This window comes from Bradyrhizobium sp. ORS 375, from assembly GCF_000239775.1.
In the GTDB taxonomy this organism is placed as follows: domain Bacteria; phylum Pseudomonadota; class Alphaproteobacteria; order Rhizobiales; family Xanthobacteraceae; genus Bradyrhizobium.
On sequence record NZ_CAFI01000480.1, the window covers coordinates 26,957 to 53,733 of the forward strand.

The window sequence follows — 26,777 nt, forward strand, 5'->3', positions numbered from 1 at the left end:
GGGCGCCGTCTCAAAAGAGATTTTCGAATTTGCGGCTGACCCCCGATCGGTCCGCGAGGAGAATACGATGAACCAAGAAATTATGAATCTCTTCAATCCGACGACGCCGGCTCAGGTCTTCGACCAGATCCGGATCTCGATCGCGTCGCCGGAAAAGATTCTGTCCTGGTCCTACGGCGAGATCAAGAAGCCGGAAACGATCAACTACCGCACCTTCAAGCCGGAGCGCGACGGCCTGTTCTGCGCCCGCATCTTCGGGCCGATCAAGGACTACGAGTGCTTGTGCGGCAAGTACAAGCGGATGAAGTACAAGGGCATCATCTGCGAGAAGTGCTCGGTCGAGGTGACCTTGTCGCGCGTCCGGCGCGAGCGCATGGGCCACATCGAGCTCGCCGCTCCTGTCGCGCACATCTGGTTCCTGAAGTCGCTGCCGTCGCGCATCGGCCTGCTGCTCGACATGACGCTGAAGGATCTCGAGCGGATCCTGTACTTCGAATACTACGTCGTCCTCGAGCCGGGTCTGACCGCGCTCAAGGACCGTCAGCTGCTGTCCGAGGACGAGTACCTCAAGGCGCAGGACGAATACGGCCAGGACAGCTTCACCGCCATGATCGGCGCGGAAGCCATCCGTGAGCTGCTGCGCGGCCTCGAGCTCGAGAAGCTCGAGCAGACGCTGCGTGCCGAGATGCAGGAGACCGACTCCGACATCAAGCACAAGAAGCTCGCCAAGCGCCTGAAGATCGTCGAGGCCTTCCGCCACTCCGGCAACAAGCCGGAATGGATGATCATGACCGTCGTTCCGGTGATCCCGCCGGATCTGCGTCCGCTCGTGCCGCTCGACGGCGGCCGCTTCGCGACCTCCGACCTCAACGACCTCTACCGCCGCGTCATCAACCGCAACAACCGCTTGAAGCGGCTGATGGAGCTGCGCGCGCCCGACATCATCATCCGCAACGAGAAGCGCATGCTTCAGGAGGCGGTGGATGCGCTGTTCGACAACGGCCGCCGTGGCCGCGTCATCACCGGCGCCAACAAGCGTCCGCTGAAGTCGCTCGCCGACATGCTCAAGGGCAAGCAGGGCCGCTTCCGTCAGAACCTGCTCGGCAAGCGCGTCGACTACTCCGGCCGTTCGGTCATCGTGGTCGGTCCCGAGCTGCGCCTGCATCAGTGCGGCCTGCCGAAGAAGATGGCGCTCGAGCTGTTCAAGCCGTTCATCTACTCGCGGCTCGACGCCAAGGGCCTGTCGACCACCGTCAAGCAGGCCAAGAAGCTGGTCGAGAAGGAGCGTCCGGAGGTCTGGGACATCCTGGACGAGGTCATCCGCGAGCATCCGGTGCTCTTGAACCGCGCCCCGACCCTGCATCGTCTCGGCATTCAGGCGTTCGAGCCGGTGCTGATCGAGGGCAAGGCGATCCAGCTGCATCCGCTGGTCTGCTCGGCCTTCAACGCCGACTTCGACGGCGACCAGATGGCCGTTCACGTTCCGCTGTCGCTTGAAGCGCAGCTGGAAGCGCGCGTCCTGATGATGTCGACCAACAACATCCTGCATCCGGCGAACGGTCAGCCGATCATCGTGCCGTCGCAGGACATCGTGCTCGGTCTCTACTACGTCTCGATCATGCGCGAAGGCATGCCCGGCCAGGGCATGACGTTCGGCAACATGGCCGAGCTCGAGCATGCGCTGCACGCCAAGGCCATCCATCTTCACAGCAAGATCAAGTATCGCTGGGAAGGGATGAACGAGGAAGGCAAGATCGCCAAGCGCTGGATCGAAACCACCGCGGGCCGCGTCATGCTCGGCAATCTCCTGCCGAAGCATCCGCGCGTGACCTTCGAGGTCATCAACAAGCTGATGACCAAGCGCGAGATCTCGGGCGTCATCGATCAGGTGTATCGTCACTGCGGTCAGAAGGAGACGGTGATCTTCTGCGACCGCATCATGGCGCTCGGCTTCTACAACGCCTTCAAGGCGGGCATCTCGTTCGGCAAGGACGACATGGTCGTGCCGGCCGGCAAGTGGAAGATCGTCGATACCACCCGTACGCTGGCGAAGGATTTCGAGCAGCAGTACAATGACGGTCTGATCACCCATGGCGAGAAGTACAACAAGGTCGTCGACGCCTGGTCGAAGGCCTCGGAAGAGATCGCCAAGGAGATGATGAAGGAGATCTCCGTCACCAAGAAGACGGCGACGGGGGCCGATGCCGACATCAACTCGATCTACATGATGTCGCACTCCGGTGCGCGTGGTTCGCCGGCCCAGATGCGTCAGCTCGCCGGCATGCGCGGCCTGATGGCCAAGCCGTCGGGTGAGATCATCGAGACGCCGATCATCTCGAACTTCAAGGAAGGTCTTTCGGTTCTCGAGTACTTCAACTCGACCCACGGCGCCCGCAAGGGTCTCGCGGACACCGCGTTGAAGACCGCGAACTCGGGTTACCTCACCCGTCGTCTGGTGGACGTCGCGCAGGACTGCATCATCACGCAGGACGATTGCGGCACCCATCTCGGCATCAAGATGCGCGCGATCGTCGACGCCGGCACGCTGGTGGCCTCGCTCGGCTCGCGCATCCTCGGCCGCGTGCCGTGCGACGACGTGCGCGATCCCGCCACCAATGCCGTGCTGGTCAAGGCCGGCACCTTGATGGAGGAGAGCCACATCGACGCCATCCAGCAGGCTGGCGTGCAGGAGGTGAAGATCCGCTCGGCGTTGACCTGCGAGCTGGTCAACGGCATCTGCAAGATGTGCTACGGCCGCGACCTCGCGCGCGGTACGCCGGTCAACCACGGTGAGGCTGTCGGCGTCATCGCCGCGCAGTCGATCGGCGAGCCCGGCACCCAGCTGACGATGCGTACCTTCCACATCGGTGGCGCGGCGCAGCTGAACGAGCAGTCCTTCGTGGAGTCGAACTTCGAAGGCAAGGTGGTCATCCGCAACAAGGCGATCGCTCGCAACAGCGAGGGGCACCTGATCGCGATGGTCCGCAACATGGTCGTGACGATCGTGGACCCCGACGGCACCGAGCGTGCGACGCACCGTATCCAGTACGGCTCGCGCATGCATGTCGACGACGGCGACATGATCAAGCGCGGCCAGCGCATCGCCGAGTGGGATCCGTACACCCGCCCGATCCTCACGGAAGCGGAGGGCACGATCGGGTTCGAGGATCTGACCGAAGGTCTGTCGATCTCGGAAACGCTCGACGAGTCCACCGGTATCGCCAAGCGCGTGGTCATCGACTGGCGTGGAACGCGCGGTGGCGCGGATCTGCGTCCGGCGATCGTGATCAAGGGCAAGGACGGCAAGGTGCTCAAGCTCGCCCGTGGCGGCGATGCCCGCTACATGCTGTCGGTCGACGCCATTCTCTCGGTGGACGTCGGTGCGACGGTGAAGCCGGGCGACATCCTGGCGCGTATCTCGACCGAGAGCGCCAAGACGCGCGACATCACCGGCGGTCTGCCGCGGGTGGCGGAGCTGTTCGAAGCGCGCAAGCCGAAGGATGCCGCGATCATCGCTGAGATCGCCGGCACCATCCGGTTCGGCCGCGACTACAAGAACAAGCGTCGCATCTCGATCGAGCCGGTCGACAAGACCGAGGAGCCGCGCGAGTACCTGATCCCGAAGGGCAAGCACATCCATCTCCAGGATGGCGACATCGTCGAGAAGGGTGACTTCATCGTCGAAGGCAACCCGGCGCCGCACGACATCCTGGCGATCAAGGGCATCGAGGAACTCGCGGCCTATCTGGTCAACGAGATCCAGGAGGTCTACCGGCTGCAGGGCGTGCTCATCAACGACAAGCACATCGAGGTGATTGTCCGTCAGATGCTGCAGAAGATCGAGGTCACCGACCAGGGCGACACCGACATGATCTCGGGCGAGCAGGTCGACAAGATCGAGTTCGATCTGCTGAACGCGAAGGCGCAGGAGGAGGGCAAGAAGCCCGCCACCGGCAATCCAGTTCTGCTCGGCATCACCAAGGCGAGCCTGCAGACGCGGTCGTTCTTCTCGGCGGCCTCGTTCCAGGAGACCACCCGCGTCCTCACCGAGGCGGCGGTCAACGGCAAGATCGATCCGCTCGAGGGTCTCAAGGAGAACGTCATCGTCGGCCGCCTGATCCCGGCCGGCACCGGCGCCTCCATGGCCCGCATCCGCGAAGTCGCTCTCAAGCGCGACAAGCTAATTCTCGACGAGCGCGAGAAGCAGGCGGCGATCGTGCCGTCGCAGCCCGAGCCGCAGCCGCTGGCGCTGCCGCCCGCGGAGTGAACCGAACGTTGCGGCAGGCCCTGACGGTGTCAGGGTCTTCCGCTCGTTCATCTCATGGAGAAAAGGCCGGTGCTTGCCGGCCTTTTTTTGACAAGATCTTCTCCTGTTGCCGTGCTGCTGCCCGGTTGTTCATCTTCCCTTCAGGCACAAAGGCGCTTCTGGGAGCATCAGATCCGCTGAGCTGATTTCCGTCCACTGCCGTGGCGATGCGCCGATTTGCTCCGGCGCAAACCCTGTGCGGGCCGGGTCCGCTATGGCCGATCAGCCCCGAGGGTGGCAGACCCGTGACACGGACGACCGGCGCTGTCCCAGACAGCCGGAGATGGCGGAACTTCGATGCTTGACCTTGCGATTGTTGGTGGCGGTCCGGGCGGCCTGATGAGCGCCTGGTATCTGAGGCGGAAGCTCGGCGATCTCTGCAAGGTGACGATCTTCGAAGCGTCCGACCGGCTTGGCGGCAAGATCGTCACGCGCAAGTTCGATTCTGCGCCCGCGATGTACGAGGCGGGCGTCGCCGAGATCTACGATTACTCGATGACCGGGCCGGATCCGCTGCGCGAGCTGATCCAGCATTTCGGCCTGCAGACGATTCCGATGGACGCGCTGCAGGTACAGCTCGACGGCGAGCTGCTCGACGACGTGCCGGGCCTGCGCCGCAAATACGGGCCGAAAACCGCCGCGGCGGTCGAGGCGTTCCGCAAGCGCTGCTCCGACGTGATGTCGCCGGTCGAGTACTACGAGGGCGTTGGCGCCCACGACAACGAGCATCCCTGGGCCTACAAGACCTGCGAGGAGCTGCTCGACGAGGAGGTCGAGGATCCCACCGCGAAGCGCTTCTTCAAGGTGATGTCGCGCTCCGATATCGCGACCGAGGCCCACAACACCAACGGCCTCAACGCGCTCAAGAACTTCGTGATGGATATCGACGACTACATCGGTCTGTATTCCATCCAGAACGGCAATGAGCAGCTGATCGAGTGCCTCCGCTCCGAGGTCGATGCCGACATCCAGCTCAATCACCGTGTGCTGCGCATCGGCAAGACCGAGCAGGGCCGCTACCGGCTCAACATGATGAACGGCAAGGGCCCGGAGACGCGCGAGTTCGATCTCGTGCTGGTCTGCCTGCCGCATTCCTGGCTGTCGACGGTCGGCTGGGACGGCGAAAAGCTGCGCCAGTCGATGGTCAAGCACGTCGCCTATTTCGACCGGCCCGCGCACTATCTGCGTGTGTCGATCCTGTTCGATTCCCCGTTCTGGGGCGACAAGATCCCGGGCTCCTGGTTCATGTCGGAAGCGTTCGGCGGCTGCTGCATCTACAACGAGGGCTCGCGCCACGACGTCGGCAAGCACGGCGTGCTGAACTGGCTGATCGCGGGTTCCGACGCGCTGGCCTTCGCCAATTTGTCCGACCAGGAGCTGATCGATGCCGCGCTGAAGTCGCTGCCGGCGGCGCTCGGCGATTCCAGGGCGCATTTCATGGAAGGCAAGATCCACCGCTGGCTGTCGTCGGTGAATGCGCTGCCGGGCGGCCTGCCGGTGCGCGACGTCATGACCAATCATCGCCCCGAGCCGAAGGAGCATCCGGGGATCGTGGTCGTCGGCGACTATCTGTTCGATTCGACGCTCAACGGCCTGCTCGATTCGTCGGATGCCGCGACCGACATCATCCTCACCGAGATGATGCGGCTGCGCCGCGTCAAGTCGCAGGCGGAGAAGCCGCTGTCCGACAAGATCGACCGCGACTATTTCGACGATTATCGCGGGCAGGGGCCGTACAGCGAAGCCTGGTCGCACTTCACCGATCCGGACTATCTGCTCGGTCTGATCAAGATCGTCTGGAACAGGGGCAAGGGCAAAGGCTACAAGCTGCTGGTGGCCGGCTCCGCGAGTGGCGAACTGGTCGGTGCGCTTCGCGAGCGCGGCATCGATGCCTGGGGTATCGAGAACAATCGCTACATCCACGGCAAGACGCCGAAGGCGCTGAAGAAGTACAACAAGCTCGGCTCGATCGCCGACCTGCCGTTCAAGTCCGGCGAGTTCGACTTCGTGTTCGAGACCAGCCTGTGCCATCTCGGCGACAAGCAGGTCGCGCGCGCGATTCGCGAGCTCAACCGCGTGGTCAAGACCGGGCTGGTGTTCGGCTCGATCACCTCGGACATGGCGCCGGCGCTGGTCGATCGCTACGACCTCCTGCGCGGGGTGAAGAAGCTCGGCACCTGGTGGGAATGGTCCGAGCTGTTCTTCGGCAACGGTTTCGATCTGGCGATGCATCGCCGCGACTGCACCGACGAGGTGTGGGCGGCGACCCTGGCCGCCAACAAGGGTCCCGGCCAGTGGTATGCCGACGCCGACAGCCTGCGCTACTCGTTCTTCGACAAGGTCGAGGACGACGAGGACTGAACTCCGGGCAATGGCGCGCTCCTGTTGTGGCGCGCCGGCTGAACGATTCATTCACCGGCTGCGCTGATGGTGCGACAGAGCAGGCCCTGGCCGACATGGGTGCGGCGCCGTGTCGCGAGAATGCTGGCGGCCGGCTATCCCAGATGATAAAGCCGAACCGCTTTCATCCGTTACGGTCATCTCGGCCGTGCAGGATCGGTTCGTTGAATGTCGCCCAAATCTTCAGTGCCGGGAAATCCCAAATCCAGATCGGCAGGCGATCCTGCTGATGATCTGGACAAGCGGGGAGCCGCAGCCAGCCCTCCGGTTCCGAAACCTGGAACGGCGAAGCCGCCCGCGAGCGACAAGACGCCGTTGATCGACGAGGAGGATGAAGACGAGGACGGCGACGAGGCCGATCTCGATCTTGACGATGATGACGACGACGAGGACCTCGTCGTCTATACGGCCCGCGAGGCCGCCGGCGCGCTGGCGACGATCTACGGCTTCGTTTCGCCGCTGCTCGGCAAATACAAGAAGATGCTGGCCTTCGTGTCGATCGGCGTGCTGATCGAGACGCTGTTCAACGTCATCATGCCGCTCAGCCTCAAGTTCCTGATCGACGACGCGCTCGGCGAGGAGGATTTCGAGGCGCTCTACCGCATCCTCGGCGTGCTCGCCGTCGCCGGCATCTTCACCTCGATCGTCGCCGTGCTGTACGAGCGCTGGGATGCGCGGCTCGCGGCCTGCATCATCTCCGACGTGCGCACGCGCCTGTTCGACCATGTGCAGAACCTGCCCGCGGCGTATTTCCAGCGCACCAAGCGCGGCGAGATCCTGTCGCGCTTCTCGGTCGACATGTCGGCGTTCGAGGGCGTGGTGAAGACCTTCGCCAACAGCGCCGCGCTACCGCTGCTCGAGCTCATCGCCGGCATCATCCTGATGCTGTTCCTCAACTGGCAGCTCGCCGCGATTGCGCTCCTGGTATTCCCGATCACCCTGATCGGCCCGCGCATCCTGACGCCCAAGGCGGTGCAGGCCAATTACGAGCAGAAGCTCAACGAGGCCACGCTGCTCGGCGTGATCCAGGAGAACATCGCGGCGCAGGCGGTGATCAAGGCGTTCAGCCTGCACCGCAAGGTGTTCGGCTGGTTCTCGTTCCGCAACGACGCGGCGCGGCGCAAGATGGCCGATGCAATGTTCCTCTCGACCATGGTCGAGCGCACCGTGACCATCGCGGTGCTGCTGCTGCACCTGGTCGTGCTGGCCATCGGCGCCTATCTCGCGACCAAGGGCCAGATCACGGTCGGCACCTTCGTCACCTTCGAGAGCGCGTTCTGGGAGGTGTCGTACAACATCGCCCATGTCATGCACTTCGTCCCGGTGTCGATCTCCTCGGCGGCGGCGATCCGGCACATGCAGGAGCTCCTGGACGAGCCGACGCGCGGCGCCGACCGGCCGGGCGCGCCGGACCTGCCGCGCATCAGCCACGACATCACCTTCGAGCGTGTCAGCTTCCAATACGAGGGCAGCCAGACCCCGGTGCTGGACAATCTCAGCCTCAAGCTCGATGTCGGCAAGCGCATCGCGATCGTCGGTCCCTCCGGCTCCGGCAAGAGCACGCTGCTCAACCTGATCCTGCGGCTCTACGTGCCCGACGAGGGGCGCGTGACGATCGACGGCGTCGACATCCGCAAGGTGACCCGCGATTCGCTCCGCGGCAGCATGGCGGTGGTGTTCCAGGAGAACATGCTGTTCAACATGTCGCTGCGCGAGAACATCCGGCTCGGTAAGGAGGGGGCGACCGACGAGGAGGTGGAGGAGGCGGCCAGGAAGGCCGAAATCCACCGCTACATCATGAGCCTGCCGCAGAAATACGACACCCCGGTCGGCGAGCGCGGCGACACGCTGTCCGGCGGCCAGCGCCAGCGCATCGCGATCGCGCGCGCCATCATCCGCAATCCCTCCGTGCTGCTGCTCGACGAGGCCACCTCGGCGCTCGACCAGACCACCGAAGCCGCGATCAACCGCACGCTGCTGAAGGTCTCCGAGGGCCGCACCATGATCTGGTCGACCCACCGGCTCACGTCAGTGGTCGAGATGGACGAGATCATCGTCATCTCCGGTGGCCGCGCCATCGAGCGCGGCAGCCACGCCGAGCTGCTGGCCAAGAACGGCACCTACCGCAAGCTCTGGGACGACCAGGGCCACCAGCCGAGCCGGCAGGATCAGGCCGCCGCCAGCGATGATGATGATGACGACGAGGACGACGACCTTGATGAGGACGAGGACGACGAGGAGGAGTGACCCGTAGCCCGCACGGGCGCAGCAATATGCAGGGTCTCATGAGCCTTGCGTGAGACCCCGGATGTCGCTGCGCTCATCCGGGCTTCGAGAGTTCGTCTCCCTGCTGGCGATCCGGTGCCGTAGCCCGCGGCCAAGCGAGAACGCGAATCTCGCCCAGCGCTGCGCCAGCCAATACGGCCCGGTGCCGGTCGAGACCTCGCGGAAGCGCCAGGCCTTGTCGAGCGACCACGCATCGCAGGCGGTCTTCAGCGGATCGTCGTAGAACGCGGCGATCTTGCCTTCGCTCATGCCGTCGGTCGCCAGCCAGCGGGGGATGTGGACGTTGCAGAGGCGCTCGACATCCGTGAACAGCTTGTCGGACCCGGTACCGGTGACCGGGCAGGTGGTGCAGAAGGCATCGCCGACCAGCACCACGCCGGGCATGCGGGTGCCGCTGTTGACGACGAGGTCGGCCGGCCGGACCTTGACCTCGCCTGTGACGGCATAGTCGCCGGTGATCCGCCGGAGGCCGGGCAGGGCGGCGTCCAGGGTCTCGACCGGCTTGTGCCGGATTGATCGCAGCCAGGGATCGTCGACCTCGCGATAGGCGAACAGGTTCGCCCGCATCCGCTCGCCGATCGGGAACAGGGTGACGTAGGGCACGCGGGCGCTGGCTCGCTCCTGGAAATAGGTCATCGCCGGGAACGGGAAGGCCGGACGGCCAACCGGCTCCAGATCGAAACCGACCGAGATCGAATGGGCGGGGCTGGTGATGGTGCGGGTGATTCCCAGTTGATGCCGCAGGCCGACGTTCAGCCCATTGGCGAGCACGACCAGCCGGGCGGAGATCGTCTCGCCGTTGGAGAGCATGACCGATTGGCGATCGTCGCTCAGCGTGATCGCCACCGCTTTGCCAACGATTCGCAGGACAGAATCTGGAATCTCCTCGCGGACGGCCGCGACCAGCGCGTCGTAGAGAATGCCGTATTGATGGACCGGGGCCCGGTCGAGCACATAGCCGAATCGGGCGATCCAGTTCTCGGCCGCCAGCGTCGCCCGATGCAGCGCCTTGTCGGCAGTCCCGGTGCGTCGGAACCGCCCGATCTGCTCGGCGCCGGAGATCTTCTCGATTCGGAAGTCCGGCGGATAAATCTCGTGGGGATCGACCAGAATCGCCGCGATCCCGGCACGTCCGAGCATGCCGGCCGTGATCGAGCCGGCCAGCCCGCCGCCAATAATCGCAATGTCGGTATAATGGGGCATCAAGCGCCTCGTCGAAGCGCCATCCTTGGCTCCGAAACCCGAACAAAGCCTTAGCCGGCATGTTTCAGACTGTTGCGGAGGGTGAACGGAGAATCGGCGAGGCGATAGGTGGGCAAAGGCGCCGCCGTGCCCTCCGCTCCCGAGTTGGCGATGGCGCCGTGCCCACCGTCGGGCGATTTCGCTCGCGGCGAGACGGTGGGCAGGCTGTCATCCTGCCGGCGACCGCTTTGGCCAACCGACGGCATGAATCTCCCAACATCGTCAGAGGCTTGGCGGCTGAGCTTGAATGAATAGGTAAGCTCTGCCGGTCTTGACCGGGTAGCGCGGCTTCTGCGAGCCCGGCATCGACATAGAAACGGCTGGTTTGCGCGTCCTGCGGCGTCGTTTTGCTTGACTTGGGCATTTACCGCTTATAAAAGGCCGGCACTCAACGACAGGCGGTGAGCTTCGCCAGCGTCGGTACGGATCACCCGGACCGCCCTCAACAGGGCAGAATGGGCACCAACCTCGACGAATGCCGCTCAAACGCTGTCGATCATAGCTAGGCAATGCCAGAACGATTTTAGATCTCTCGAGCTCGTTCTCTTGAGACCAATTTCGGATGCATGACCTCGGTAGCCGCCTTCAGCGCAAGCTGGAGGGAGGGTGATCGCGGTCCTCTGTGGCGTCAAGCGCTTTCCGTTCAGCGATGAACGGTTGGCGCGATTTCGTTTTGCGCGGGTTTTCGCGCGATGCGGCCCGGGTGAGGCGGGGAACCTCGAACAGAATTTGCGGAAATCCCTGGTGGCTTCCGTGCGAACGTTGAGAAGGGTGAAGGCCAAGATGCCGACGATCAACCAGCTGATCGCAAATCCGCGCGAAGTGCAGAAGTCGCGCAAGAAGGTGCCGGCGCTGCAGCAGTCGCCGCAGAAGCGTGGCGTTTGCACGCGCGTCTACACCACGACCCCGAAGAAGCCGAACTCGGCGCTCCGTAAGGTCGCCAAGGTGCGCCTGACCAACGGCTTCGAGGTGATCGGCTACATCCCGGGTGAAGGCCATAACCTGCAGGAGCACTCGGTGGTCATGATCCGCGGCGGCCGCGTCAAGGACTTGCCGGGCGTGCGCTACCACATCCTCCGCGGCGTGCTGGATACCCAGGGCGTCAAGAACCGTAAGCAGCGTCGTTCGAAGTACGGCGCGAAGCGTCCGAAGTAAGACGTTCGAGAGAAGCGGGAACAGATCACATGTCGCGTCGCCATTCAGCCGAAAAGCGTGAAGTGCTTCCGGATCCGAAGTTCGGGAACATCATCGTCACCAAGTTCATGAACTCGGTGATGTACGCCGGCAAGAAGTCGGTCGCCGAAGGAATCGTCTACGGCGCGTTCGGCATCATCGAGGCCAAGACCAAGCAGAGCCCGCTGACGGTGTTCGAGCAGGCGCTGGAAAACGTCATGCCGACGATCGAAGTGCGCTCGCGCCGCGTCGGTGGTGCGACGTACCAGGTGCCGGTCGAAGTCCGTTCCACCCGCCGGCAGGCGCTGGGCATTCGCTGGCTGATCTCGGCGGCGCGCGACCGCAACGAGAAGACCATGACCGAGCGGCTTTCGGCGGAACTGCTCGATGCCTCGAACAACCGGGGTAACGCCGTGAAGAAGCGTGAAGACGTGCACCGGATGGCGGAAGCCAACCGCGCCTTCTCGCACTACCGCTGGTAACAGCGGCCCGAACGGAAATCAGGGAACAGATCCATGCCCCGCCAACACGCCATCGAAGACTATCGTAACTTCGGTATCATGGCGCATATCGACGCCGGTAAGACGACGACGACCGAGCGCATCCTGTATTACACCGGCAAGAGCCACAAGATCGGCGAAGTGCACGAAGGTGCCGCGACGATGGACTGGATGGAGCAGGAGCAGGAGCGTGGCATCACGATCACTTCCGCTGCCACCACCGCGTTCTGGAACGGCAAGCGCCTGAACATCATCGACACCCCCGGCCACGTCGACTTCACCATCGAGGTCGAGCGTTCGCTCCGCGTGCTCGACGGCGCGGTGTGCGTGCTCGACTCCAACCAGGGCGTCGAGCCGCAGACCGAGACCGTCTGGCGCCAGGGCGACAAGTACAAGGTGCCGCGCATCGTCTTCGCCAACAAGATGGACAAGACCGGTGCCGACTTCTTCAAGTGCCTGGCCGACATCGTCGACCGCCTGGGCGCGAAGCCGGTTGCCATCCAGCTGCCGATCGGCGCCGAGAACAACTTCAAGGGCTGCATCGACCTCGTGACCATGAAGGCGATCGTCTGGAACGACGAATCGCTCGGCGCGAAGTTCGACCATGTCGAGATCCCGGCTGACCTGGCCGACCAGGCCAAGGAATATCGCGAGAAGCTGGTGGAAGCCGCTGTCGAGCTCGATGACGATGCGCTGACCGCGTTCCTGGACGGCAAGGAGCCGGACGAGACGACGCTGAAGAAGCTGATCCGCAAGGCGGTGCTGACCGGTGCCTTCTATCCGGTGCTGTGCGGCTCGGCCTTCAAGAACAAGGGCGTGCAGCCGCTGCTCGACGCGGTCGTCGACTATCTGCCCTCGCCGCTCGACGTTCCCGCGATCAAGGGCACCGATGACCGGGGCAACGAGGTCGTGCGCAAGGCGGACGACAAGGAGCCGCTGTCGCTGCTCGCGTTCAAGATCATGGACGACCCGTTCGTCGGCACGATCACTTTCTGCCGCATCTATTCGGGCATCCTGACCTCGGGCACCGGCGTCGTGAACTCGACCCGCGAGAAGAAGGAACGCATCGGCCGCATGCTGCTGATGCATGCGAACAACCGCGAGGACATCAAGGAGGCCTATGCGGGCGACATCGTCGCTCTCGCCGGCCTCAAGGAAGCCCGCACCGGTGACACGCTGTGCGATCCGAACAACCAGGTGATCCTGGAAAAGATGGAATTCCCGGAGCCGGTCATCGAGATCGCGATCGAGCCGAAGTCGAAGGCCGACCAGGAGAAGCTCGGCGTCGCGCTGGCGAAGCTCGCCGCGGAGGATCCGTCCTTCCGTGTGTCGACCGATCACGAGTCGGGCCAGACCATCCTCAAGGGCATGGGCGAACTCCATCTCGACATCAAGGTCGACATCCTGAAGCGCACCTACAAGGTCGATGCGAACATCGGCGCGCCGCAGGTGGCGTTCCGTGAGCGCATCACCAAGCCGGCCAATGTGGACTACACCCACAAGAAGCAGACCGGCGGCACCGGCCAGTTCGCGGCCGTGAGCCTCGTGGTCGAGCCGAACGAGCCGGGCGGTGGCTACGTGTTCGAGTCCAAGATCGTCGGCGGTGCGGTTCCGAAGGAATACATCCCCGGCGTCGAAAAGGGCATCGAGAGCGTGCTCGGCGCGGGCGTGGTCGCCGGCTTCCCGGTGGTCGACGTCAAGGTGGCGCTGGTCGACGGCAAGTATCACGACGTCGACTCGTCGGCGCTGGCCTTCGAAATCGCCTCCCGCGCGGCTTTCCGCGAGGCGCTGCAGAAGGGCAAGTCGGTTCTGCTCGAGCCGATCATGAAGGTCGAGGTCGTGACCCCGGAAGACTACACCGGTTCGGTCATCGGCGACCTGAACTCGCGTCGTGGCCAGATCCAGGGCCAGGACATGCGCGGCAACGCCAACGTCATCAACGCGATGGTGCCGCTCATGAACATGTTCGGTTACGTGAACAATCTGCGCTCGATGAGCCAGGGTCGCGCGACCTTCACGATGCAGTTCTCGCACTACGCTGAAGCGCCGGCCAACGTGTCGGCTGAAGTCCAGAAGAAGTTTGCCTGATTGTCGTTAGCTCAAGTTAGCGACTGAACGGAGAGTCAAATGGCCAAAGCTAAGTTTGAACGTAACAAGCCCCACTGCAACATCGGCACCATCGGTCACGTCGACCACGGCAAGACCTCGCTGACCGCTGCAATCACCAAGATCCTGGCCGAGACGGGCGGTGCGACGTTCACTGCCTACGACCAGATCGACAAGGCGCCGGAAGAGAAGGCCCGCGGCATCACCATCTCGACCGCGCACGTCGAGTACGAGACCAAGAACCGCCACTACGCGCACGTCGACTGCCCCGGCCACGCCGACTACGTGAAGAACATGATCACCGGCGCCGCCCAGATGGACGGCGCGATCCTGGTCGTGTCGGCCGCTGACGGCCCGATGCCGCAAACCCGCGAGCACATCCTGCTCGCCCGTCAGGTCGGCGTTCCGGCGCTGGTCGTGTTCCTGAACAAGTGCGACATGGTCGACGATCCGGAGCTGCTCGAGCTGGTCGAGCTCGAGGTTCGCGAGCTGCTCTCGAAGTACGAATTCCCGGGCGACAAGATCCCGATCATCAAGGGCTCGGCGCTGGCCGCTCTGGAAGATTCGGACAAGAAGCTCGGCCACGACGCCATCCTCGAGCTGATGCGCAATGTCGACGAGTACATTCCGCAGCCGGAGCGTCCGATCGACCAGCCCTTCCTGATGCCGGTCGAAGACGTGTTCTCGATCTCGGGCCGCGGCACCGTGGTGACCGGCCGTGTCGAGCGCGGCATCATCAAGGTCGGTGAGGAAATCGAGATCGTCGGCATCCGTCCGACCCAGAAGACCACCGTCACCGGCGTCGAAATGTTCCGCAAGCTGCTCGATCAGGGCCAGGCCGGCGACAACATCGGCGCGCTGCTCCGCGGCACCAAGCGCGAGGACGTCGAGCGCGGCCAGGTTCTCTGCAAGCCGGGTTCGGTCAAGCCGCACACCAAGTTCAAGGCTGAGGCGTACATCCTCACCAAGGAAGAGGGCGGCCGTCACACTCCGTTCTTCACCAACTACCGTCCGCAGTTCTACTTCCGCACGACCGACGTGACCGGCGTCGTTCACCTGCCGGAAGGCACCGAGATGGTGATGCCGGGCGACAACATCGCGATGGAAGTGCACCTGATCGTGCCGATCGCGATGGAAGAGAAGCTGCGCTTCGCCATCCGTGAAGGCGGCCGCACCGTCGGCGCCGGCGTCGTCGCCTCGATCATCGAGTAACAACACGAATAGGGAATGGCGGGTGGCGAATGGTGATCCATTCGCCGTTCGCTACTCGCCACTCACTACTCAAAGAAAGATACGGCAATGAACGGCCAAAATATCCGCATCCGTCTCAAGGCGTTTGACCATCGTATCCTCGATACGTCGACGCGCGAGATCGTCAACACGGCGAAACGGACCGGCGCGCAGGTTCGCGGACCCATTCCGCTGCCGACCCGCATCGAGAAGTTCACCGTCAACCGTTCGCCGCACGTCGACAAGAAGAGCCGCGAGCAGTTCGAGATGCGCACCCACAAGCGTCTCCTCGACATCGTCGATCCGACCCCGCAGACCGTCGATGCTCTCATGAAGCTCGATCTGGCCGCCGGCGTCGACGTCGAGATCAAGCTCTAAGTTTTTGGATTCACGTTCGCCCCATCGCGGACATAGAGAAGAACAGGAAGCACGCCGATGCGCTCCGGAGTGATCGCACAAAAGGTCGGGATGACGCGGGTCTTTACGGAGACCGGCGAGCATATCCCCGTGACCGTGCTGAAGCTCGGCAATTGCCAGGTGGTCGGTCACCGCACCACTGAGAAGAACGGCTATGTCGCGCTGCAGCTCGGCAGCGGCAGCCGCAAGACGGTCTACATGCCGAAGGCGGAGCGCGGCCAGTTCGCGGTCGCCAAGGTCGAGCCGAAGCGCAAGCTCGCCGAATTCCGCGTCAGCGAGGACTCGCTGATCCCGGTCGGCGCCGAGATCCAGGCCGATCACTTCGTCGTCGGCCAGTTCGTCGACGTCACCGGCACCTCGGTCGGTAAGGGCTTCGCCGGCGGCATGAAGCGCTGGAACTTCGGCGGTCTGCGCGCCACGCACGGTGTGTCGATCTCGCACCGTTCGATCGGTTCGACCGGCGGCCGTCAGGACCCCGGCAAGACCTGGAAGAACAAGAAGATGCCCGGTCACATGGGTGTCGACCGCATCACCACGCTGAACCTGCGTGTGGTGCAGACGGACGTCGAGCGCGGCCTGATCCTGGTCGAAGGCGCGGTGCCCGGCTCCAAGGGTGGCTGGATCTCGGTGCGCGACGCCGTGAAGAAGCCGCTGCCGAAGGAAGCGCCGAAGCCCGGCAAGTTCAAGGTCGCGGGTGAGCAGGCTGCCGAAGCGCCGGCCGTGCAGGAGGGCGCATAAATGGAACTGAAAGTCACCACGCTCGAGGGCAAGGAAGCCGGCTCCGTCCAGCTGTCCGACGCCATCTTCGGTCTGGAGCCGCGCGCCGACATCATCCAGCGCTGCGTCCAGTGGCAGCTCAACAAGCGCCAGGCCGGCACCCACAAGGCCAAGGGCCGCGCCGAGATCTGGCGCACCGGCAAGAAGATGTACAAGCAGAAGGGCACCGGCGGTGCTCGTCACGGCTCGGCCCGCGTGCCGCAGTTCCGTGGCGGCGGCCGCGCATTCGGTCCGGTCGTGCGCTCGCATGCGACCGACCTGCCGAAGAAGGTCCGTGCGCTCGCGCTCAAGCATGCGCTGTCGGCCAAGGCCAAGGACGGTGATCTGGTCGTCTTGGAGAACGCCACTCTCGAGGCGGCGAAGACCAAGGCGCTGATCGGCCACTTCTCGGGTCTCGGCCTGACCAACGCGCTGATCATCGACGGTGCCGAGCTGCACAACGGCTTTGCCGCTGCGGCCCGCAACATCCCGAACCTGGACGTGCTGCCGATCCAGGGCATCAACGTCTACGACATTCTCCGCCGGCAGAAGCTCGTTCTGACCAAGGCGGCGATCGATGCGCTGGAGGCGCGCTTCAAATGAAGACCATCGATCCGCGCCACTACGACATCATCATCGCGCCGGTCGTGACCGAGAAGGCGACCTTTGCCTCCGAGCAGAACAAGGTTCTGTTCAAGGTGGCCGCCAAGGCGACCAAGCCGCAGATCAAGGAAGCGATCGAGAAGCTGTTCGACGTCAAGGTCAAGAGCGTGAACACGCTCGTCCGCAAGGGCAAGACCAAGGTGTTTCGCGGCAATTTCGGTTCGCAATCGGACAGCAAGCGCGCGATCGTGACCCTCGAAGAGGGCCACCGCATCGACGTGACCACCGGACTGTAAGGCTGAGCTGCCATGGCACTGAAGACATTCAACCCCACGACGCCGGGCCAGCGCCAGCTGGTCATGGTCGATCGTTCGGCCCTGTACAAGGGCAAGCCGGTCAAGGCGCTGACCGAAGGCAAGCTGTCGAGCGGCGGTCGTAACAACACCGGCCGCATCACGGTTCGCTTCCTCGGCGGCGGCCACAAGCAGTCGTACCGCACGGTCGACTTCAAGCGCGACAAGGTCGACGTTCCCGCGACCGTCGAGCGCCTGGAGTATGATCCGAACCGCACCGCCTTCATCGCCCTGGTCAAGTATCAGGACGGCGAGCTCGCCTACATCCTGGCGCCGCAGCGCCTGGCAGTCGGCGACACCATCGTCGCCGGCAACTATGTCGACGTGAAGCCGGGCAACGTCATGCCGCTCGGCAACATGCCGGTGGGCACGATCGTGCACAACATCGAGGTCAAGATCGGGAAGGGCGGCCAGCTCGCGCGTTCGGCCGGCACCTACGCCCAGATCGTCGGCCGCGACCAGGACTACGTCATCGTCCGCCTGAACTCGGGCGAGCAGCGTCTGGTGCATGGCCGTTGCCGCGGCACCATCGGTGCGGTGTCGAATCCGGATCACATGAACACCTCGATCGGTAAGGCCGGCCGCAAGCGTTGGATGGGCCGTCGCCCGCACAACCGCGGTGTCGCGATGAACCCGATCGACCATCCGCACGGCGGCGGCGAAGGCCGTACCTCGGGCGGTCGTCACCCGGTCACTCCGTGGGGCAAGCCCACCAAGGGCAAGAAGACCCGCACCAACAAGTCGACCGACAAATTCATTCTCTTGAGCCGCCACAAGCGGAAGAAGTAAGGAACGACGGACATGGTTCGTTCAGTCTGGAAAGGCCCGTTCGTCGAGGCGTCGCTGCTCAAGAAGGCAGATGCGGCGCGCGCGTCCGGCCGTCACGACGTCATCAAGATCTGGAGCCGCCGCTCGACCATCCTGCCGCAGTTCGTCGGCCTGACGTTCGGCGTCTACAACGGCCAGAAGCACGTGCCGGTCGCGGTCAACGAGGAAATGGTTGGCCACAAGTTCGGCGAGTTCTCGCCGACCCGCACCTTCCACGGCCATTCGGGCGATAAGAAAGCCAAGAAGGCTTGAGGATTAAGCGATGAGCAAACCAAAGCGCGAACGGAGCCTCCCCGACAACGAGGCCAAGGCTGTGGCCCGGATGCTTCGGGTGAGCCCGCAGAAGCTGAACCTGGTGGCGCAGATGATCCGCGGCCGCAAGGCGTCGGCAGCCCTCGCCGACCTGCAGTTCTCGCGCAAGCGGATTGCGGTCGACGTCAAGAAGTGCCTGGAATCGGCGATCGCCAATGCCGAGAACAACCACGAGCTCGAGGTCGACGATCTCGTCGTCTCGCAGGCTTTCGTCGGCAAGGGAATCGTGATGAAGCGTTTCTCGCCGCGCGGCCGTGGCCGTTCGGGCCGAGTTTTCAAACCGTTTTCGCAGCTGACGATCATTGTTCGTCAGGTCGAGGCGAGCGCTTAAACCGGGCGCTGGGAGAATACGATGGGTCAAAAGATCAATCCGATCGGTCTGCGTCTCGGCATCAACCGGACCTGGGATTCGCGCTGGTTCGCCGGCAAGGCCGAGTATGGCAAGCTGCTGCATGAAGACGTCAAGATTCGCGAGATCCTGCACAAGGAGCTCAAGCAGGCGGCCGTCGCCCGCATCGTGATCGAGCGTCCGCACAAGAAGTGCCGCGTCACGATCCACTCGGCCCGTCCGGGCGTCGTGATCGGCAAGAAGGGCGCCGACATCGACAAGCTGCGCAAGCGCGTCGCCGACATCACTTCGTCGGACGTCGTCATCAACATCGTCGAGATCCGCAAGCCGGAGCTCGATGCCACGCTGGTCGCCGAATCGATCGCGCAGCAGCTCGAGCGCCGCGTCGCGTTCCGCCGTGCCATGAAGCGCGCCGTGCAGTCGGCGATGCGTCTCGGCGCCGAGGGCATCCGCATCAACTGCTCGGGCCGTCTGGGCGGCGCGGAAATCGCCCGCATGGAGTGGTATCGCGAGGGCCGGGTGCCGCTGCACACGCTGCGCGCCGACATCGACTACGGTGTGGCCACCGCGTTCACGACCTTCGGCACCTGCGGCGTGAAGGTCTGGATCTTCAAGGGCGAGATCCTCGAGCACGATCCGATGGCACAGGACAAGCGGATGAACGAGGGTGGTGGCGAAAGCCCGTCGCCGCGTTCGCGCCGCGACGCGGCCTGATCGATCAGCCGCGACAGACAGGTTTGAGGGCTCAAAGCCATGATGCAACCAAAGAAGACCAAGTTCCGAAAGGCGCATAAGGGCCGTATCCACGGCGTTGCGTCGTCGGGCGCGACGCTGGCCTTCGGCCAGTTCGGGCTGAAGGCGATGGAGCCGGATCGCGTCACCGCGCGCCAGATCGAGGCCGCCCGTCGTGCGCTGACCCGTCATATGAAGCGCGCCGGCCGCGTCTGGATCCGGGTGTTCCCGGATCTGCCGGTGTCGAAGAAGCCGGCCGAAGTCCGCATGGGCTCCGGCAAGGGTTCGCCGGAATTGTGGGTGGCTCGCGTCAAGCCGGGCCGGGTGATGTTCGAGATCGACGGCGTCAGCAACCAGATCGCCCGCGAGGCGCTGCTGCTGGCCGCTGCCAAGCTGCCGATCAAGACGCGCTTCGTCGAACGCATTGCGGAGTAATGGTCATGGCCGAGATGAAGATTGCCGACATTCGCGCGATGAGCCCCGACCAGATGGACGATGCGATCGTCAATCTGAAGAAGGAGCGCTTCAACCTGCGCTTCCAGCGCGCCACCGGGCAGCTCGAGAACACCGCCCGCCTGCGTGAGGCGCGCCGCGACATCGCCCGTATCAAGACCATCGCCGCGCAGCAGCGCGCCAAGACGAAGTAAGAGGCTCGACATGCCGAAACGGACCCTCCAGGGCGTGGTCGTCAGCGACAAGCAGGCCAAGACCGTGGTCGTGCGCGTCGACCGGCGCTTCACCCACCCGATCTACAAGAAGACCATCCGCCGCTCGAAGAACTACCATGCTCACGACGAGAGCAACGAGTTCAAGCCGGGCGACATGGTCTGGATCGAGGAGAGCAAGCCGATCTCCAAGCTCAAGCGCTGGACCGTGGTCCGCGGCGAGCACAAGAAAACCGCCTGAGGCGCGTGACGCGGCCCTGATCGAAGGGGCCGGTTTCGCTTTCGGGATCATAAAAGGCGCAGCTTTCCTGCGCAGCAGATGAAGAGGACGAGGTGCATCAATGATTCAGATGCAGACCAACCTCGACGTGGCCGATAATTCCGGCGCACGCCGTGTTATGTGTATCAAGGTGCTGGGCGGCTCGAAGCGCCGCTATGCCACCGTCGGCGACATCATCGTGGTGTCGATCAAGGAAGCCATTCCGCGTGGCAAGGTGAAGAAGGGCGACGTCATGAAGGCCGTCGTGGTGCGCGTCCGCAAGGACATCCGCCGCGCCGACGGCTCGGTGATCCGCTTCGACCGCAACGCCGCCGTCCTGATCAACAACCAGTCCGAGCCGGTCGGCACCCGTATCTTCGGGCCGGTGCCGCGCGAGCTGCGCGCCAAGAACCACATGAAGATCATTTCGCTCGCGCCGGAGGTGCTGTGATGGCTGCCAAGATCCGCAAGGGCGACAAGGTGATCGTCCTGACCGGTCGCGACAAGGGTCGCACCGGCGAGGTGTTCGAGGTGCGTCCGGACGCCGGCACGGCGCTGGTGCGCGGTATCAACCTGGTGAAGCGTCACCAGAAGCAGACGCAGAACCAGGAGGGCGGCATCATCACCAAGGAAGCGCCGATCAACCTGTCCAACGTCGCCTACGTCGGCAAGGACGGCAAGCCGACGCGCATCGGATTCAAGATTCAGGCGGACGGCAAGAAGGTCCGCGTTGCCAAGAGCTCGGGAGTTGAGATCGATGGCTGAGACCGCTTACACCCCGCGCCTCCGCACGGAATACGACCGCAAGATCAAGAGCGCGCTGACCGAGAAGTTCGGCTACGCCAACGTCATGCAGGTGCCGCGGCTCGACAAGGTCGTGCTGAACATGGGCATCGGCGAGGCCGTCAACGACCGCAAGAAGGCGGAGACGGCGGCGGCCGACCTGTCGCTGATCGCCGGTCAGAAGGCCGTCGTGACCTATTCGCGCGTCGCCATCGCGACCTTCAAGCTGCGTGAGAACCAGCCGATCGGCTGCAAGGTCACGCTGCGCAAGGCCAAGATGTACGAGTTCATCGACCGCCTGATCAACGTCGCGCTGCCGCGCGTCCGCGACTTCCGCGGCCTGAACCCGAAGAGCTTCGACGGCCGCGGCAACTACTCGCTCGGCATCAAGGAGCACATCATTTTCCCCGAGATCGATTTCGACAAGGCCGGGGAGAGCTGGGGCATGGACATCACGGTGTGCACCACCGCGACGACCGACGACGAGGCCCGTGCCCTTCTGACCGCATTCAATTTCCCGTTCCGGCAGTGAGCAGCTGACTTCTAGCTTCTCAAACGCGGATACCCAGGAGCCAAGCATGGCAAAGAAGAGTTCAGTCGAGAAGAACAACCGGCGCAAGAAGATGGCGAAGAACGCCGCTCCGAAGCGCGCCCGGTTGAAGGCGATCATCGCCGACAAGGAAAAGCCGATGGAGGAGCGCTTCGCCGCGACCCTGAAGCTGGCCGAAATGCCGCGCAACTCGTCGACCACCCGCATCCGCAACCGGTGCGAGCTGACGGGCCGTCCGCGGTCGAACTACCGCAAGAACAAGCTGAGCCGCATCGCGCTTCGCGAGCTCGGCTCCAAGGGCCTGGTTCCGGGCCTCGTGAAGTCGAGCTGGTAAGGAGGGTCGAACATGTCAACGCACGATCCCATCAGCGATCTGATCACCCGCATCCGCAACGCGCAGATGCGCTCGAAGTCGAAGGTCACGACCCCCGGCTCGAAGATGCGCGCCAGCGTGCTCGAGGTGCTGAAGTCCGAGGGCTACATCCGTGGCTATGCCACCATGGAGCATCCGTCGGGCCGCAGCGAGATCGAGATCGAGCTGAAGTATTTCGACGGCGAGCCCGTCATCCGCGAGATCGAGCGGGTCTCCAAGCCCGGCCGGCGCGTCTACACCTCGGTGAAGAACCTGCCGCGCGTGAACAACGGGCTCGGAATTTCTGTTTTGTCGACGCCGAAGGGAATCATGGCCGACCATAGCGCGCGTGACGCGAATGTCGGCGGTGAAGTTCTCTTCACGGTGTTCTAAGAAGGATTGAGCCATGTCACGAATTGGCAAGAAGCCTGTGACGGTGCCGTCCGGTGTGACCGCCACCGTCGACGGTCAGACCGTCAAGATGAAGGGCCCGAAGGGTCAGCTTCAGTTCCTCGTCCATGACGACGTCGAGGTGAAGTTCGAGAACGGCCAGGTCAAGGTTGCCCCGCGCGCCGAGACCAAGCGCGCCCGCTCGCTCTACGGCACCGCCCGCGCCCAGATCGCCAACCTGGTCGAGGGCGTCACCAAGGGCTTCGAGAAGAAGCTCGAGATCACCGGCGTCGGCTACCGCGCCGCGATGCAGGGCAAGAACCTGCAGCTCGCGCTCGGCTACAGCCACGACGTCGTCTACCAGATCCCGGAAGGCATCACGATCGCCGTGCCGAAGCCGACCGAGATCACGATCACGGGCATCGACCCGCAGCGCGTCGGCCAGGTGGCCGCCGAAATCCGCGCCTACCGGCCGCCGGAGCCCTACAAGGGCAAGGGCGTGAAGTACGCGGGTGAATTCATCTTCCGCAAGGAAGGCAAGAAGAAGTAACGGAGCCGGACATGTCGAGAGCAAAGGTTACGAATGCCCGGCGCAAGCAGCGCGTGAGGCTGTCGCTGCGCCGCTCCGCCGGCGGCCGGCCCCGTCTGTCGGTGTTCCGTTCGTCGAAGCACATCTACGCTCAGGTCATCGACGATCAGAAGGGCGAGACGCTCGCCTCGGCGTCGTCGATGGAGAAGGAGATGCGTTCGGCCGGCAACACCGGTGCCGACATCGATGCGGCGAAGGCGGTGGGCAAGCTGCTCGCCGAGCGCGCGGTGAAGGCGGGCATCAAGGAAGTCGTGTTCGATCGCGGCGGCTATCTCTATCACGGGCGCGTCAAGGCCCTGGCCGACGCGGCGCGCGAGAGCGGGCTGAGCTTCTAACATCATTGGATTTGGGCGCGAGAGCCCCACAGAAGATTGGATAGCACCATGGCAGGTGAACGGGAACGAGGCGGTCGCGATCGCAAGGAGCGCGAGGAGCGCGACAGCGAGTTCGTCGACAAGCTCGTCCACATCAACCGAGTCGCGAAGGTCGTGAAGGGCGGTAAGCGCTTCGGCTTTGCGGCGCTCGTCGTGATCGGCGATCAGAAGGGCCGGGTCGGTTTCGGCCACGGCAAGGCGCGCGAAGTGCCGGAGGCGATCCGCAAGGCAACCGACTCCGCCAAGCGCAACCTCACCCGCGTCGCGCTGCGCGAGGGCCGCACCCTGCACCACGACATCTTCGGTCGTCACGGTGCGGGCCGCGTCTATCTGCGTGCGGCTCCGGCCGGTACCGGCATCATCGCCGGCGGCCCGATGCGCGCCGTGTTCGAGACGCTGGGCATCCAGGACGTGGTGGCGAAGTCGATCGGCTCGTCCAACCCGTACAACATGGTGCGCGCGACCTTCAACGCGCTGAAGCACCAGGATAGCCCGCGCTCGGTCGCTGCCCGCCGCAACATCAAGGTGTCGACCCTGCAGGCCCGCCGCGTCGGTGGCGATGCCGAGGCAGCCGCCGACTAACGAACGCGCGCCGCCACCGGCTGGCGCATCTCGGAGTTAAGGACAATGGCTAGCGCCAAGACGATCAAGATCGAGCAGATCGGCAGCCCGATCCGCCGGCATCACTCGCAGCGCGAGACGCTGATCGGGTTGAAGCTCAACAAGATCGGCCGGGTGACCGAGCTGCCGGATACGCCGGCGGTCCGCGGCATGATCACCAAGGTTCATCATCTCGTCCGCATCGTCGACGAGAAGTAAGGAGAAGGGCGATGAAGCTCAGCGATATCGCCGACAACGCCGGCGCGCGCAAGAAGCGCATGCGCGTCGGCCGCGGCATCGGCTCCGGCAAGGGCAAGACGTCCGGCCGTGGCGGCAAGGGCCAGACCGCGCGCTCCGGCGTGCGCATCAAGGGCTTCGAGGGCGGTCAGATGCCGATGCATCGCCGTCTGCCGAAGCGCGGCTTCAACAACATCTTCGCGCTCGATTTCGTCGAGATCAATCTCGACCGGATCCAGCAGGCGATCGATGCCAAGAAGCTGGACGCCGGCAGTGTGATCAATGCCGAATCCCTGGTGAAGTCCGGCGCCCTGCGCCGCGCCAAGGACGGCGTGCGTCTGCTCGGCCGCGGCGAGCTCAAGGCCAAGATCAACATCGAGGTGCACGGCGCCTCGAAGTCGGCGATCGCGGCGGTCGAGAAAGCCGGCGGCACCGTCAAGCTCCTGGCTCCGGCCAAGGACGAAGGCGAAGCGGCGTAACTTCTGCGTCATCGCCCCTCCACAGGCTCAGGCTTGGCGGGGCAGGGCGATGGACAGAATGCGTCTGCGCACCAGATAATATCCGACGTCTGCCCAAGCCCCGCGAGCCCTCGCGGGGCTGATGCGGTCAAGAACGGGCGGCGGGAGAAAGCTAGATATGGCCTCAGCAGCGGAACAACTTGCGGCAAACCTCAATTTCGGCGCGCTTGCAAAAGCCGATGAGCTGAAGAAGCGCATCTGGTTCACCCTCGGCGCGCTGTTGGTCTACCGCCTCGGCACCTATATTCCGCTGCCCGGCATCGACCCGAACATCTGGGATTCGGTGTTCCGCACCCAGGCCGGCGGCATCCTCGGCATGTTCAACATGTTCGCCGGCGGCGGCATCCACCGCATGGCGATCTTCGCTCTGAACATCATGCCGTACATCTCGGCATCGATCATCATCCAGCTCCTGACCACGGTCTCGCCGCAGCTCGAAGCCCTCAAGAAAGAGGGCGAGGCCGGCCGCAAGATGCTGAACCAGTATACCCGCTACCTGACGGTGATCCTGGCCGCCGTGCAGTCCTACGGCATCGCCGTGGGCCTGGAGGGCGCCGGCAACGTCGTGGCCGATCCCGGCCTGTTCTTCCGCCTGTCGACCGCGATCACGCTGACCGGCGGAACCATGTTCCTGATGTGGCTGGGCGAGCAGATCACCTCGCGCGGCATCGGCAACGGCATCTCGCTGATCATCCTGTCCGGCATCGTCGCTGAGCTGCCGTCGGCGCTCGCCAACATGCTCGAACTCGGCCGCCAGGGCGCGCTGTCGACCGGTCTGATCCTGATCGTCATCATCATGGCGGTCGCCGTGATCGCCTTCATCGTGTTCATGGAGCGCGCCCAGCGCCGGCTGCTGATCCAGTATCCGAAGCGCCAGGTCGGCAACAAGATGTTCGAGGGCCAGTCCTCGCATCTGCCGCTGAAGCTGAACACCTCCGGCGTGATTCCGCCGATCTTCGCCTCGTCGCTGCTGCTGCTGCCGACCACGGTCGCCAACTTCAACGCCGGTAAGGGGCCCGAGTGGTTCCAGTGGATCACCACCCAGCTCGGCCACGGCCGGCCGCTGTTCCTGGTGCTCTATCTGGCGCTGATCCTGTTCTTCGCCTTCTTCTACACCGCCATCGTGTTCAACCCGACCGAGACGGCCGACAATCTGAAGAAGCATGGCGGCTTCATCCCGGGCATCCGCCCCGGTGAGCGCACTGCGGAATACATCGATTATGTGCTGTCCCGGATCACCGTGCTCGGCGCCATCTATCTGGCGATCGTGTGTCTGATCCCGGAAATTCTGATTTCCTACGCTTCCGTCCCGTTCTACTTTGGTGGCACTTCGCTTCTGATCGTGGTCAGCGTTACGATGGATACCGTGGCGCAGGTTCAGGGTTATCTGCTCGCCCATCAGTACGAGGGGCTGATCAGGAAGTCGAAGCTGCGGGGTCGCCGCCGCTGACAGCGGCGGATCGCGGCCCGGGAACCAAAAAGCCAAGAACAAGGTGTGCGGGAGGATCGCTCACCGTGTGCCGGGGGGCGGAAATTAGATGAGACTCATTCTCTTGGGACCGCCCGGATCGGGCAAGGGCACGCAGGCGCAGCGCCTGGTTCAGCAGCACGGCATCGTTCAGCTCTCGACCGGCGACATGCTGCGCGCCGCGGTGGCGGCGCAGACGCCGATCGGGCTGAAGGCCAAGGACATCATGGCGGCCGGCGGCCTGGTGCCGGACGAGGTCGTCGTCGGCATCATTGCCGACCGGATCGAGCAGCCCGACGCCGCCAACGGCTTCATCCTGGACGGCTTCCCGCGCACAGTGCCGCAGGCCGAGGCGCTGGATGCGCTGCTCAAGCAGAAGCAGATGAATCTCGACGCCGT

31 protein-coding genes are annotated in these 26,777 nt (G+C 64.1%); 30 read left to right on the forward strand and 1 reads right to left on the reverse strand.

From position 1 onward, the window contains the following. Positions 1-67 precede the first annotated feature (67 nt). The 3 genes from rpoC (at position 68) to BRAO375_RS33285 (ending at position 8,953) form a co-directional block, all read left to right on the forward strand. Positions 68-4,267 carry a DNA-directed RNA polymerase subunit beta' gene (rpoC, locus tag BRAO375_RS33275; RefSeq protein ID WP_009031833.1) on the forward strand — a complete coding sequence of 1,400 codons (4,200 nt, stop codon included), beginning with the start codon at positions 68-70 and terminating at the stop codon, positions 4,265-4,267. Between the two features lie 336 nt (positions 4,268-4,603). After that, entirely contained in the window at positions 4,604-6,667 is a 2,064-nt protein-coding gene (locus BRAO375_RS33280; RefSeq protein ID WP_009031834.1) for an FAD-dependent oxidoreductase, read from the forward strand. A 207-nt stretch (positions 6,668-6,874) separates the two neighbouring features. Continuing rightward, a complete protein-coding gene (locus tag BRAO375_RS33285; RefSeq protein ID WP_035643420.1) occupies positions 6,875-8,953 on the forward strand; it encodes an ABC transporter ATP-binding protein in 2,079 nt (692 codons plus the stop codon). A gap of 36 nt (positions 8,954-8,989) precedes the next feature. On the opposite strand, the gene BRAO375_RS33290 is transcribed toward BRAO375_RS33285, so the two are convergent. Continuing rightward, complete coding sequence (locus tag BRAO375_RS33290; RefSeq protein WP_009031836.1) at positions 8,990-10,195, reverse strand: FAD-dependent oxidoreductase; 1,206 nt, start codon at positions 10,193-10,195, stop codon at positions 8,990-8,992. 822 nt (positions 10,196-11,017) lie between these two features. Between BRAO375_RS33290 and rpsL the strand changes: the two genes are divergently transcribed. From rpsL to BRAO375_RS33430, 27 genes are all read left to right on the forward strand, one after another. After that, on the forward strand, positions 11,018-11,389 hold the full coding sequence (gene rpsL, locus BRAO375_RS33300; RefSeq protein WP_006611834.1) for a 30S ribosomal protein S12: 372 nt from the start codon (positions 11,018-11,020) through the stop codon (positions 11,387-11,389). Between the two features lie 29 nt (positions 11,390-11,418). After that, positions 11,419-11,889, forward strand: a complete 471-nt coding sequence (gene rpsG / locus BRAO375_RS33305; RefSeq protein ID WP_006611835.1) for a 30S ribosomal protein S7 — start codon at positions 11,419-11,421, stop codon at positions 11,887-11,889. Positions 11,890-11,922: 33 nt separating this feature from the next. Beyond that, complete coding sequence (fusA, locus tag BRAO375_RS33310; protein WP_009031839.1) at positions 11,923-13,995, forward strand: elongation factor G; 2,073 nt, start codon at positions 11,923-11,925, stop codon at positions 13,993-13,995. Positions 13,996-14,034: 39 nt separating this feature from the next. Further along, on the forward strand, positions 14,035-15,225 hold the full coding sequence (gene tuf / locus BRAO375_RS33315) for an elongation factor Tu (RefSeq protein ID WP_006611837.1): 1,191 nt from the start codon (positions 14,035-14,037) through the stop codon (positions 15,223-15,225). An 87-nt stretch (positions 15,226-15,312) separates the two neighbouring features. Further along, a complete protein-coding gene (gene rpsJ / locus BRAO375_RS33320) occupies positions 15,313-15,621 on the forward strand; it encodes a 30S ribosomal protein S10 (RefSeq protein WP_002712302.1) in 309 nt (102 codons plus the stop codon). A gap of 57 nt (positions 15,622-15,678) precedes the next feature. Next, positions 15,679-16,398 (forward strand): 50S ribosomal protein L3, encoded by a 720-nt coding sequence (rplC, locus tag BRAO375_RS33325; protein WP_006611838.1) that lies wholly within the window; start codon positions 15,679-15,681, stop codon positions 16,396-16,398. Continuing rightward, positions 16,399-17,019, forward strand: a complete 621-nt coding sequence (rplD, locus tag BRAO375_RS33330) for a 50S ribosomal protein L4 (RefSeq protein WP_006611839.1) — start codon at positions 16,399-16,401, stop codon at positions 17,017-17,019. Further along, positions 17,016-17,315 (forward strand): 50S ribosomal protein L23, encoded by a 300-nt coding sequence (locus tag BRAO375_RS33335; RefSeq protein WP_006611840.1) that lies wholly within the window; start codon positions 17,016-17,018, stop codon positions 17,313-17,315. Before rplD ends, BRAO375_RS33335 begins: the two co-directional genes overlap by 4 nt. 12 nt (positions 17,316-17,327) lie before the next feature. Continuing rightward, positions 17,328-18,161: a 50S ribosomal protein L2 gene (gene rplB / locus BRAO375_RS33340; protein ID WP_008963464.1), complete on the forward strand. Its 834-nt coding sequence runs from the start codon at positions 17,328-17,330 to the stop codon at positions 18,159-18,161. 12 nt (positions 18,162-18,173) lie between these two features. Further along, a complete protein-coding gene (gene rpsS / locus BRAO375_RS33345) occupies positions 18,174-18,452 on the forward strand; it encodes a 30S ribosomal protein S19 (protein ID WP_008963465.1) in 279 nt (92 codons plus the stop codon). Between the two features lie 10 nt (positions 18,453-18,462). Continuing rightward, positions 18,463-18,843 (forward strand): 50S ribosomal protein L22, encoded by a 381-nt coding sequence (gene rplV, locus BRAO375_RS33350; RefSeq protein WP_006611843.1) that lies wholly within the window; start codon positions 18,463-18,465, stop codon positions 18,841-18,843. A gap of 21 nt (positions 18,844-18,864) precedes the next feature. Further along, positions 18,865-19,575, forward strand: coding sequence for a 30S ribosomal protein S3 (gene rpsC / locus BRAO375_RS33355; protein WP_006611844.1), 711 nt, complete (start codon positions 18,865-18,867; stop codon positions 19,573-19,575). 39 nt (positions 19,576-19,614) lie between these two features. After that, positions 19,615-20,028, forward strand: coding sequence for a 50S ribosomal protein L16 (gene rplP / locus BRAO375_RS33360; RefSeq protein ID WP_008963467.1), 414 nt, complete (start codon positions 19,615-19,617; stop codon positions 20,026-20,028). Between the two features lie 5 nt (positions 20,029-20,033). Next, positions 20,034-20,240 carry a 50S ribosomal protein L29 gene (gene rpmC, locus BRAO375_RS33365; protein WP_006611846.1) on the forward strand — a complete coding sequence of 69 codons (207 nt, stop codon included), beginning with the start codon at positions 20,034-20,036 and terminating at the stop codon, positions 20,238-20,240. A gap of 10 nt (positions 20,241-20,250) precedes the next feature. Next, positions 20,251-20,499, forward strand: coding sequence for a 30S ribosomal protein S17 (gene rpsQ / locus BRAO375_RS33370; RefSeq protein ID WP_006611847.1), 249 nt, complete (start codon positions 20,251-20,253; stop codon positions 20,497-20,499). 100 nt (positions 20,500-20,599) lie between these two features. Next, positions 20,600-20,968: a 50S ribosomal protein L14 gene (gene rplN / locus BRAO375_RS33375; protein ID WP_006611848.1), complete on the forward strand. Its 369-nt coding sequence runs from the start codon at positions 20,600-20,602 to the stop codon at positions 20,966-20,968. After that, positions 20,968-21,282 carry a 50S ribosomal protein L24 gene (rplX, locus tag BRAO375_RS33380; RefSeq protein WP_006611849.1) on the forward strand — a complete coding sequence of 105 codons (315 nt, stop codon included), beginning with the start codon at positions 20,968-20,970 and terminating at the stop codon, positions 21,280-21,282. The genes rplN and rplX overlap by 1 nt, the downstream gene beginning before the upstream one ends. After that, positions 21,275-21,832 (forward strand): 50S ribosomal protein L5, encoded by a 558-nt coding sequence (gene rplE, locus BRAO375_RS33385; protein ID WP_006611850.1) that lies wholly within the window; start codon positions 21,275-21,277, stop codon positions 21,830-21,832. Before rplX ends, rplE begins: the two co-directional genes overlap by 8 nt. A gap of 46 nt (positions 21,833-21,878) precedes the next feature. Beyond that, the gene (rpsN, locus tag BRAO375_RS33390) at positions 21,879-22,184 is read left to right on the forward strand and encodes a 30S ribosomal protein S14 (protein ID WP_006611851.1); all 306 of its coding nucleotides are present in this window, start codon (positions 21,879-21,881) and stop codon (positions 22,182-22,184) included. Between the two features lie 12 nt (positions 22,185-22,196). Beyond that, positions 22,197-22,595: a 30S ribosomal protein S8 gene (rpsH, locus tag BRAO375_RS33395; protein ID WP_006611852.1), complete on the forward strand. Its 399-nt coding sequence runs from the start codon at positions 22,197-22,199 to the stop codon at positions 22,593-22,595. Between the two features lie 13 nt (positions 22,596-22,608). Then, complete coding sequence (gene rplF / locus BRAO375_RS33400) at positions 22,609-23,142, forward strand: 50S ribosomal protein L6 (protein ID WP_008963473.1); 534 nt, start codon at positions 22,609-22,611, stop codon at positions 23,140-23,142. An 11-nt stretch (positions 23,143-23,153) separates the two neighbouring features. Further along, on the forward strand, positions 23,154-23,516 hold the full coding sequence (gene rplR / locus BRAO375_RS33405; protein ID WP_006611854.1) for a 50S ribosomal protein L18: 363 nt from the start codon (positions 23,154-23,156) through the stop codon (positions 23,514-23,516). Between the two features lie 48 nt (positions 23,517-23,564). Beyond that, the gene (rpsE, locus tag BRAO375_RS33410; protein ID WP_006611855.1) at positions 23,565-24,137 is read left to right on the forward strand and encodes a 30S ribosomal protein S5; all 573 of its coding nucleotides are present in this window, start codon (positions 23,565-23,567) and stop codon (positions 24,135-24,137) included. Positions 24,138-24,182: 45 nt separating this feature from the next. Continuing rightward, positions 24,183-24,374, forward strand: coding sequence for a 50S ribosomal protein L30 (rpmD, locus tag BRAO375_RS33415; protein WP_006611856.1), 192 nt, complete (start codon positions 24,183-24,185; stop codon positions 24,372-24,374). An 11-nt stretch (positions 24,375-24,385) separates the two neighbouring features. Then, positions 24,386-24,871, forward strand: coding sequence for a 50S ribosomal protein L15 (rplO, locus tag BRAO375_RS33420; RefSeq protein WP_009031841.1), 486 nt, complete (start codon positions 24,386-24,388; stop codon positions 24,869-24,871). A gap of 157 nt (positions 24,872-25,028) precedes the next feature. Beyond that, a complete protein-coding gene (gene secY, locus BRAO375_RS33425) occupies positions 25,029-26,360 on the forward strand; it encodes a preprotein translocase subunit SecY (protein WP_009031842.1) in 1,332 nt (443 codons plus the stop codon). Between the two features lie 88 nt (positions 26,361-26,448). Further along, on the forward strand, positions 26,449-26,777 hold a 329-nt coding region (locus BRAO375_RS33430), incomplete at its 3' end, for a nucleoside monophosphate kinase (protein ID WP_035643431.1).

Coding starts and splice junctions, on each gene's coding strand:
- BRAO375_RS33285 (WP_035643420.1), top strand. CDS start 6,875: ATGTCGCCCAAATCTTCAGTGCCGGGAAATCCCAAATCCAGATCGGCA.
- rplC (WP_006611838.1), top strand. CDS start 15,679: ATGCGCTCCGGAGTGATCGCACAAAAGGTCGGGATGACGCGGGTCTTT.
- rpsC (WP_006611844.1), top strand. CDS start 18,865: ATGGGTCAAAAGATCAATCCGATCGGTCTGCGTCTCGGCATCAACCGG.
- BRAO375_RS33335 (WP_006611840.1), top strand. CDS start 17,016: ATGAAGACCATCGATCCGCGCCACTACGACATCATCATCGCGCCGGTC.
- rpsS (WP_008963465.1), top strand. CDS start 18,174: ATGGTTCGTTCAGTCTGGAAAGGCCCGTTCGTCGAGGCGTCGCTGCTC.
- rpsN (WP_006611851.1), top strand. CDS start 21,879: ATGGCAAAGAAGAGTTCAGTCGAGAAGAACAACCGGCGCAAGAAGATG.
- BRAO375_RS33290 (WP_009031836.1), bottom strand. CDS start 10,195: ATGCCCCATTATACCGACATTGCGATTATTGGCGGCGGGCTGGCCGGC.
- rpsL (WP_006611834.1), top strand. CDS start 11,018: ATGCCGACGATCAACCAGCTGATCGCAAATCCGCGCGAAGTGCAGAAG.
- rpoC (WP_009031833.1), top strand. CDS start 68: ATGAACCAAGAAATTATGAATCTCTTCAATCCGACGACGCCGGCTCAG.
- rpmD (WP_006611856.1), top strand. CDS start 24,183: ATGGCTAGCGCCAAGACGATCAAGATCGAGCAGATCGGCAGCCCGATC.
- rplV (WP_006611843.1), top strand. CDS start 18,463: ATGAGCAAACCAAAGCGCGAACGGAGCCTCCCCGACAACGAGGCCAAG.
- rpsH (WP_006611852.1), top strand. CDS start 22,197: ATGTCAACGCACGATCCCATCAGCGATCTGATCACCCGCATCCGCAAC.
- rpsQ (WP_006611847.1), top strand. CDS start 20,251: ATGCCGAAACGGACCCTCCAGGGCGTGGTCGTCAGCGACAAGCAGGCC.
- secY (WP_009031842.1), top strand. CDS start 25,029: ATGGCCTCAGCAGCGGAACAACTTGCGGCAAACCTCAATTTCGGCGCG.
- rplN (WP_006611848.1), top strand. CDS start 20,600: ATGATTCAGATGCAGACCAACCTCGACGTGGCCGATAATTCCGGCGCA.
- rplP (WP_008963467.1), top strand. CDS start 19,615: ATGATGCAACCAAAGAAGACCAAGTTCCGAAAGGCGCATAAGGGCCGT.
- tuf (WP_006611837.1), top strand. CDS start 14,035: ATGGCCAAAGCTAAGTTTGAACGTAACAAGCCCCACTGCAACATCGGC.
- rplE (WP_006611850.1), top strand. CDS start 21,275: ATGGCTGAGACCGCTTACACCCCGCGCCTCCGCACGGAATACGACCGC.
- rpsE (WP_006611855.1), top strand. CDS start 23,565: ATGGCAGGTGAACGGGAACGAGGCGGTCGCGATCGCAAGGAGCGCGAG.
- rpsJ (WP_002712302.1), top strand. CDS start 15,313: ATGAACGGCCAAAATATCCGCATCCGTCTCAAGGCGTTTGACCATCGT.
- BRAO375_RS33280 (WP_009031834.1), top strand. CDS start 4,604: ATGCTTGACCTTGCGATTGTTGGTGGCGGTCCGGGCGGCCTGATGAGC.
- rplF (WP_008963473.1), top strand. CDS start 22,609: ATGTCACGAATTGGCAAGAAGCCTGTGACGGTGCCGTCCGGTGTGACC.
- rplO (WP_009031841.1), top strand. CDS start 24,386: ATGAAGCTCAGCGATATCGCCGACAACGCCGGCGCGCGCAAGAAGCGC.
- rplB (WP_008963464.1), top strand. CDS start 17,328: ATGGCACTGAAGACATTCAACCCCACGACGCCGGGCCAGCGCCAGCTG.
- rpsG (WP_006611835.1), top strand. CDS start 11,419: ATGTCGCGTCGCCATTCAGCCGAAAAGCGTGAAGTGCTTCCGGATCCG.
- fusA (WP_009031839.1), top strand. CDS start 11,923: ATGCCCCGCCAACACGCCATCGAAGACTATCGTAACTTCGGTATCATG.
- rplR (WP_006611854.1), top strand. CDS start 23,154: ATGTCGAGAGCAAAGGTTACGAATGCCCGGCGCAAGCAGCGCGTGAGG.
- rplX (WP_006611849.1), top strand. CDS start 20,968: ATGGCTGCCAAGATCCGCAAGGGCGACAAGGTGATCGTCCTGACCGGT.
- rplD (WP_006611839.1), top strand. CDS start 16,399: ATGGAACTGAAAGTCACCACGCTCGAGGGCAAGGAAGCCGGCTCCGTC.
- rpmC (WP_006611846.1), top strand. CDS start 20,034: ATGGCCGAGATGAAGATTGCCGACATTCGCGCGATGAGCCCCGACCAG.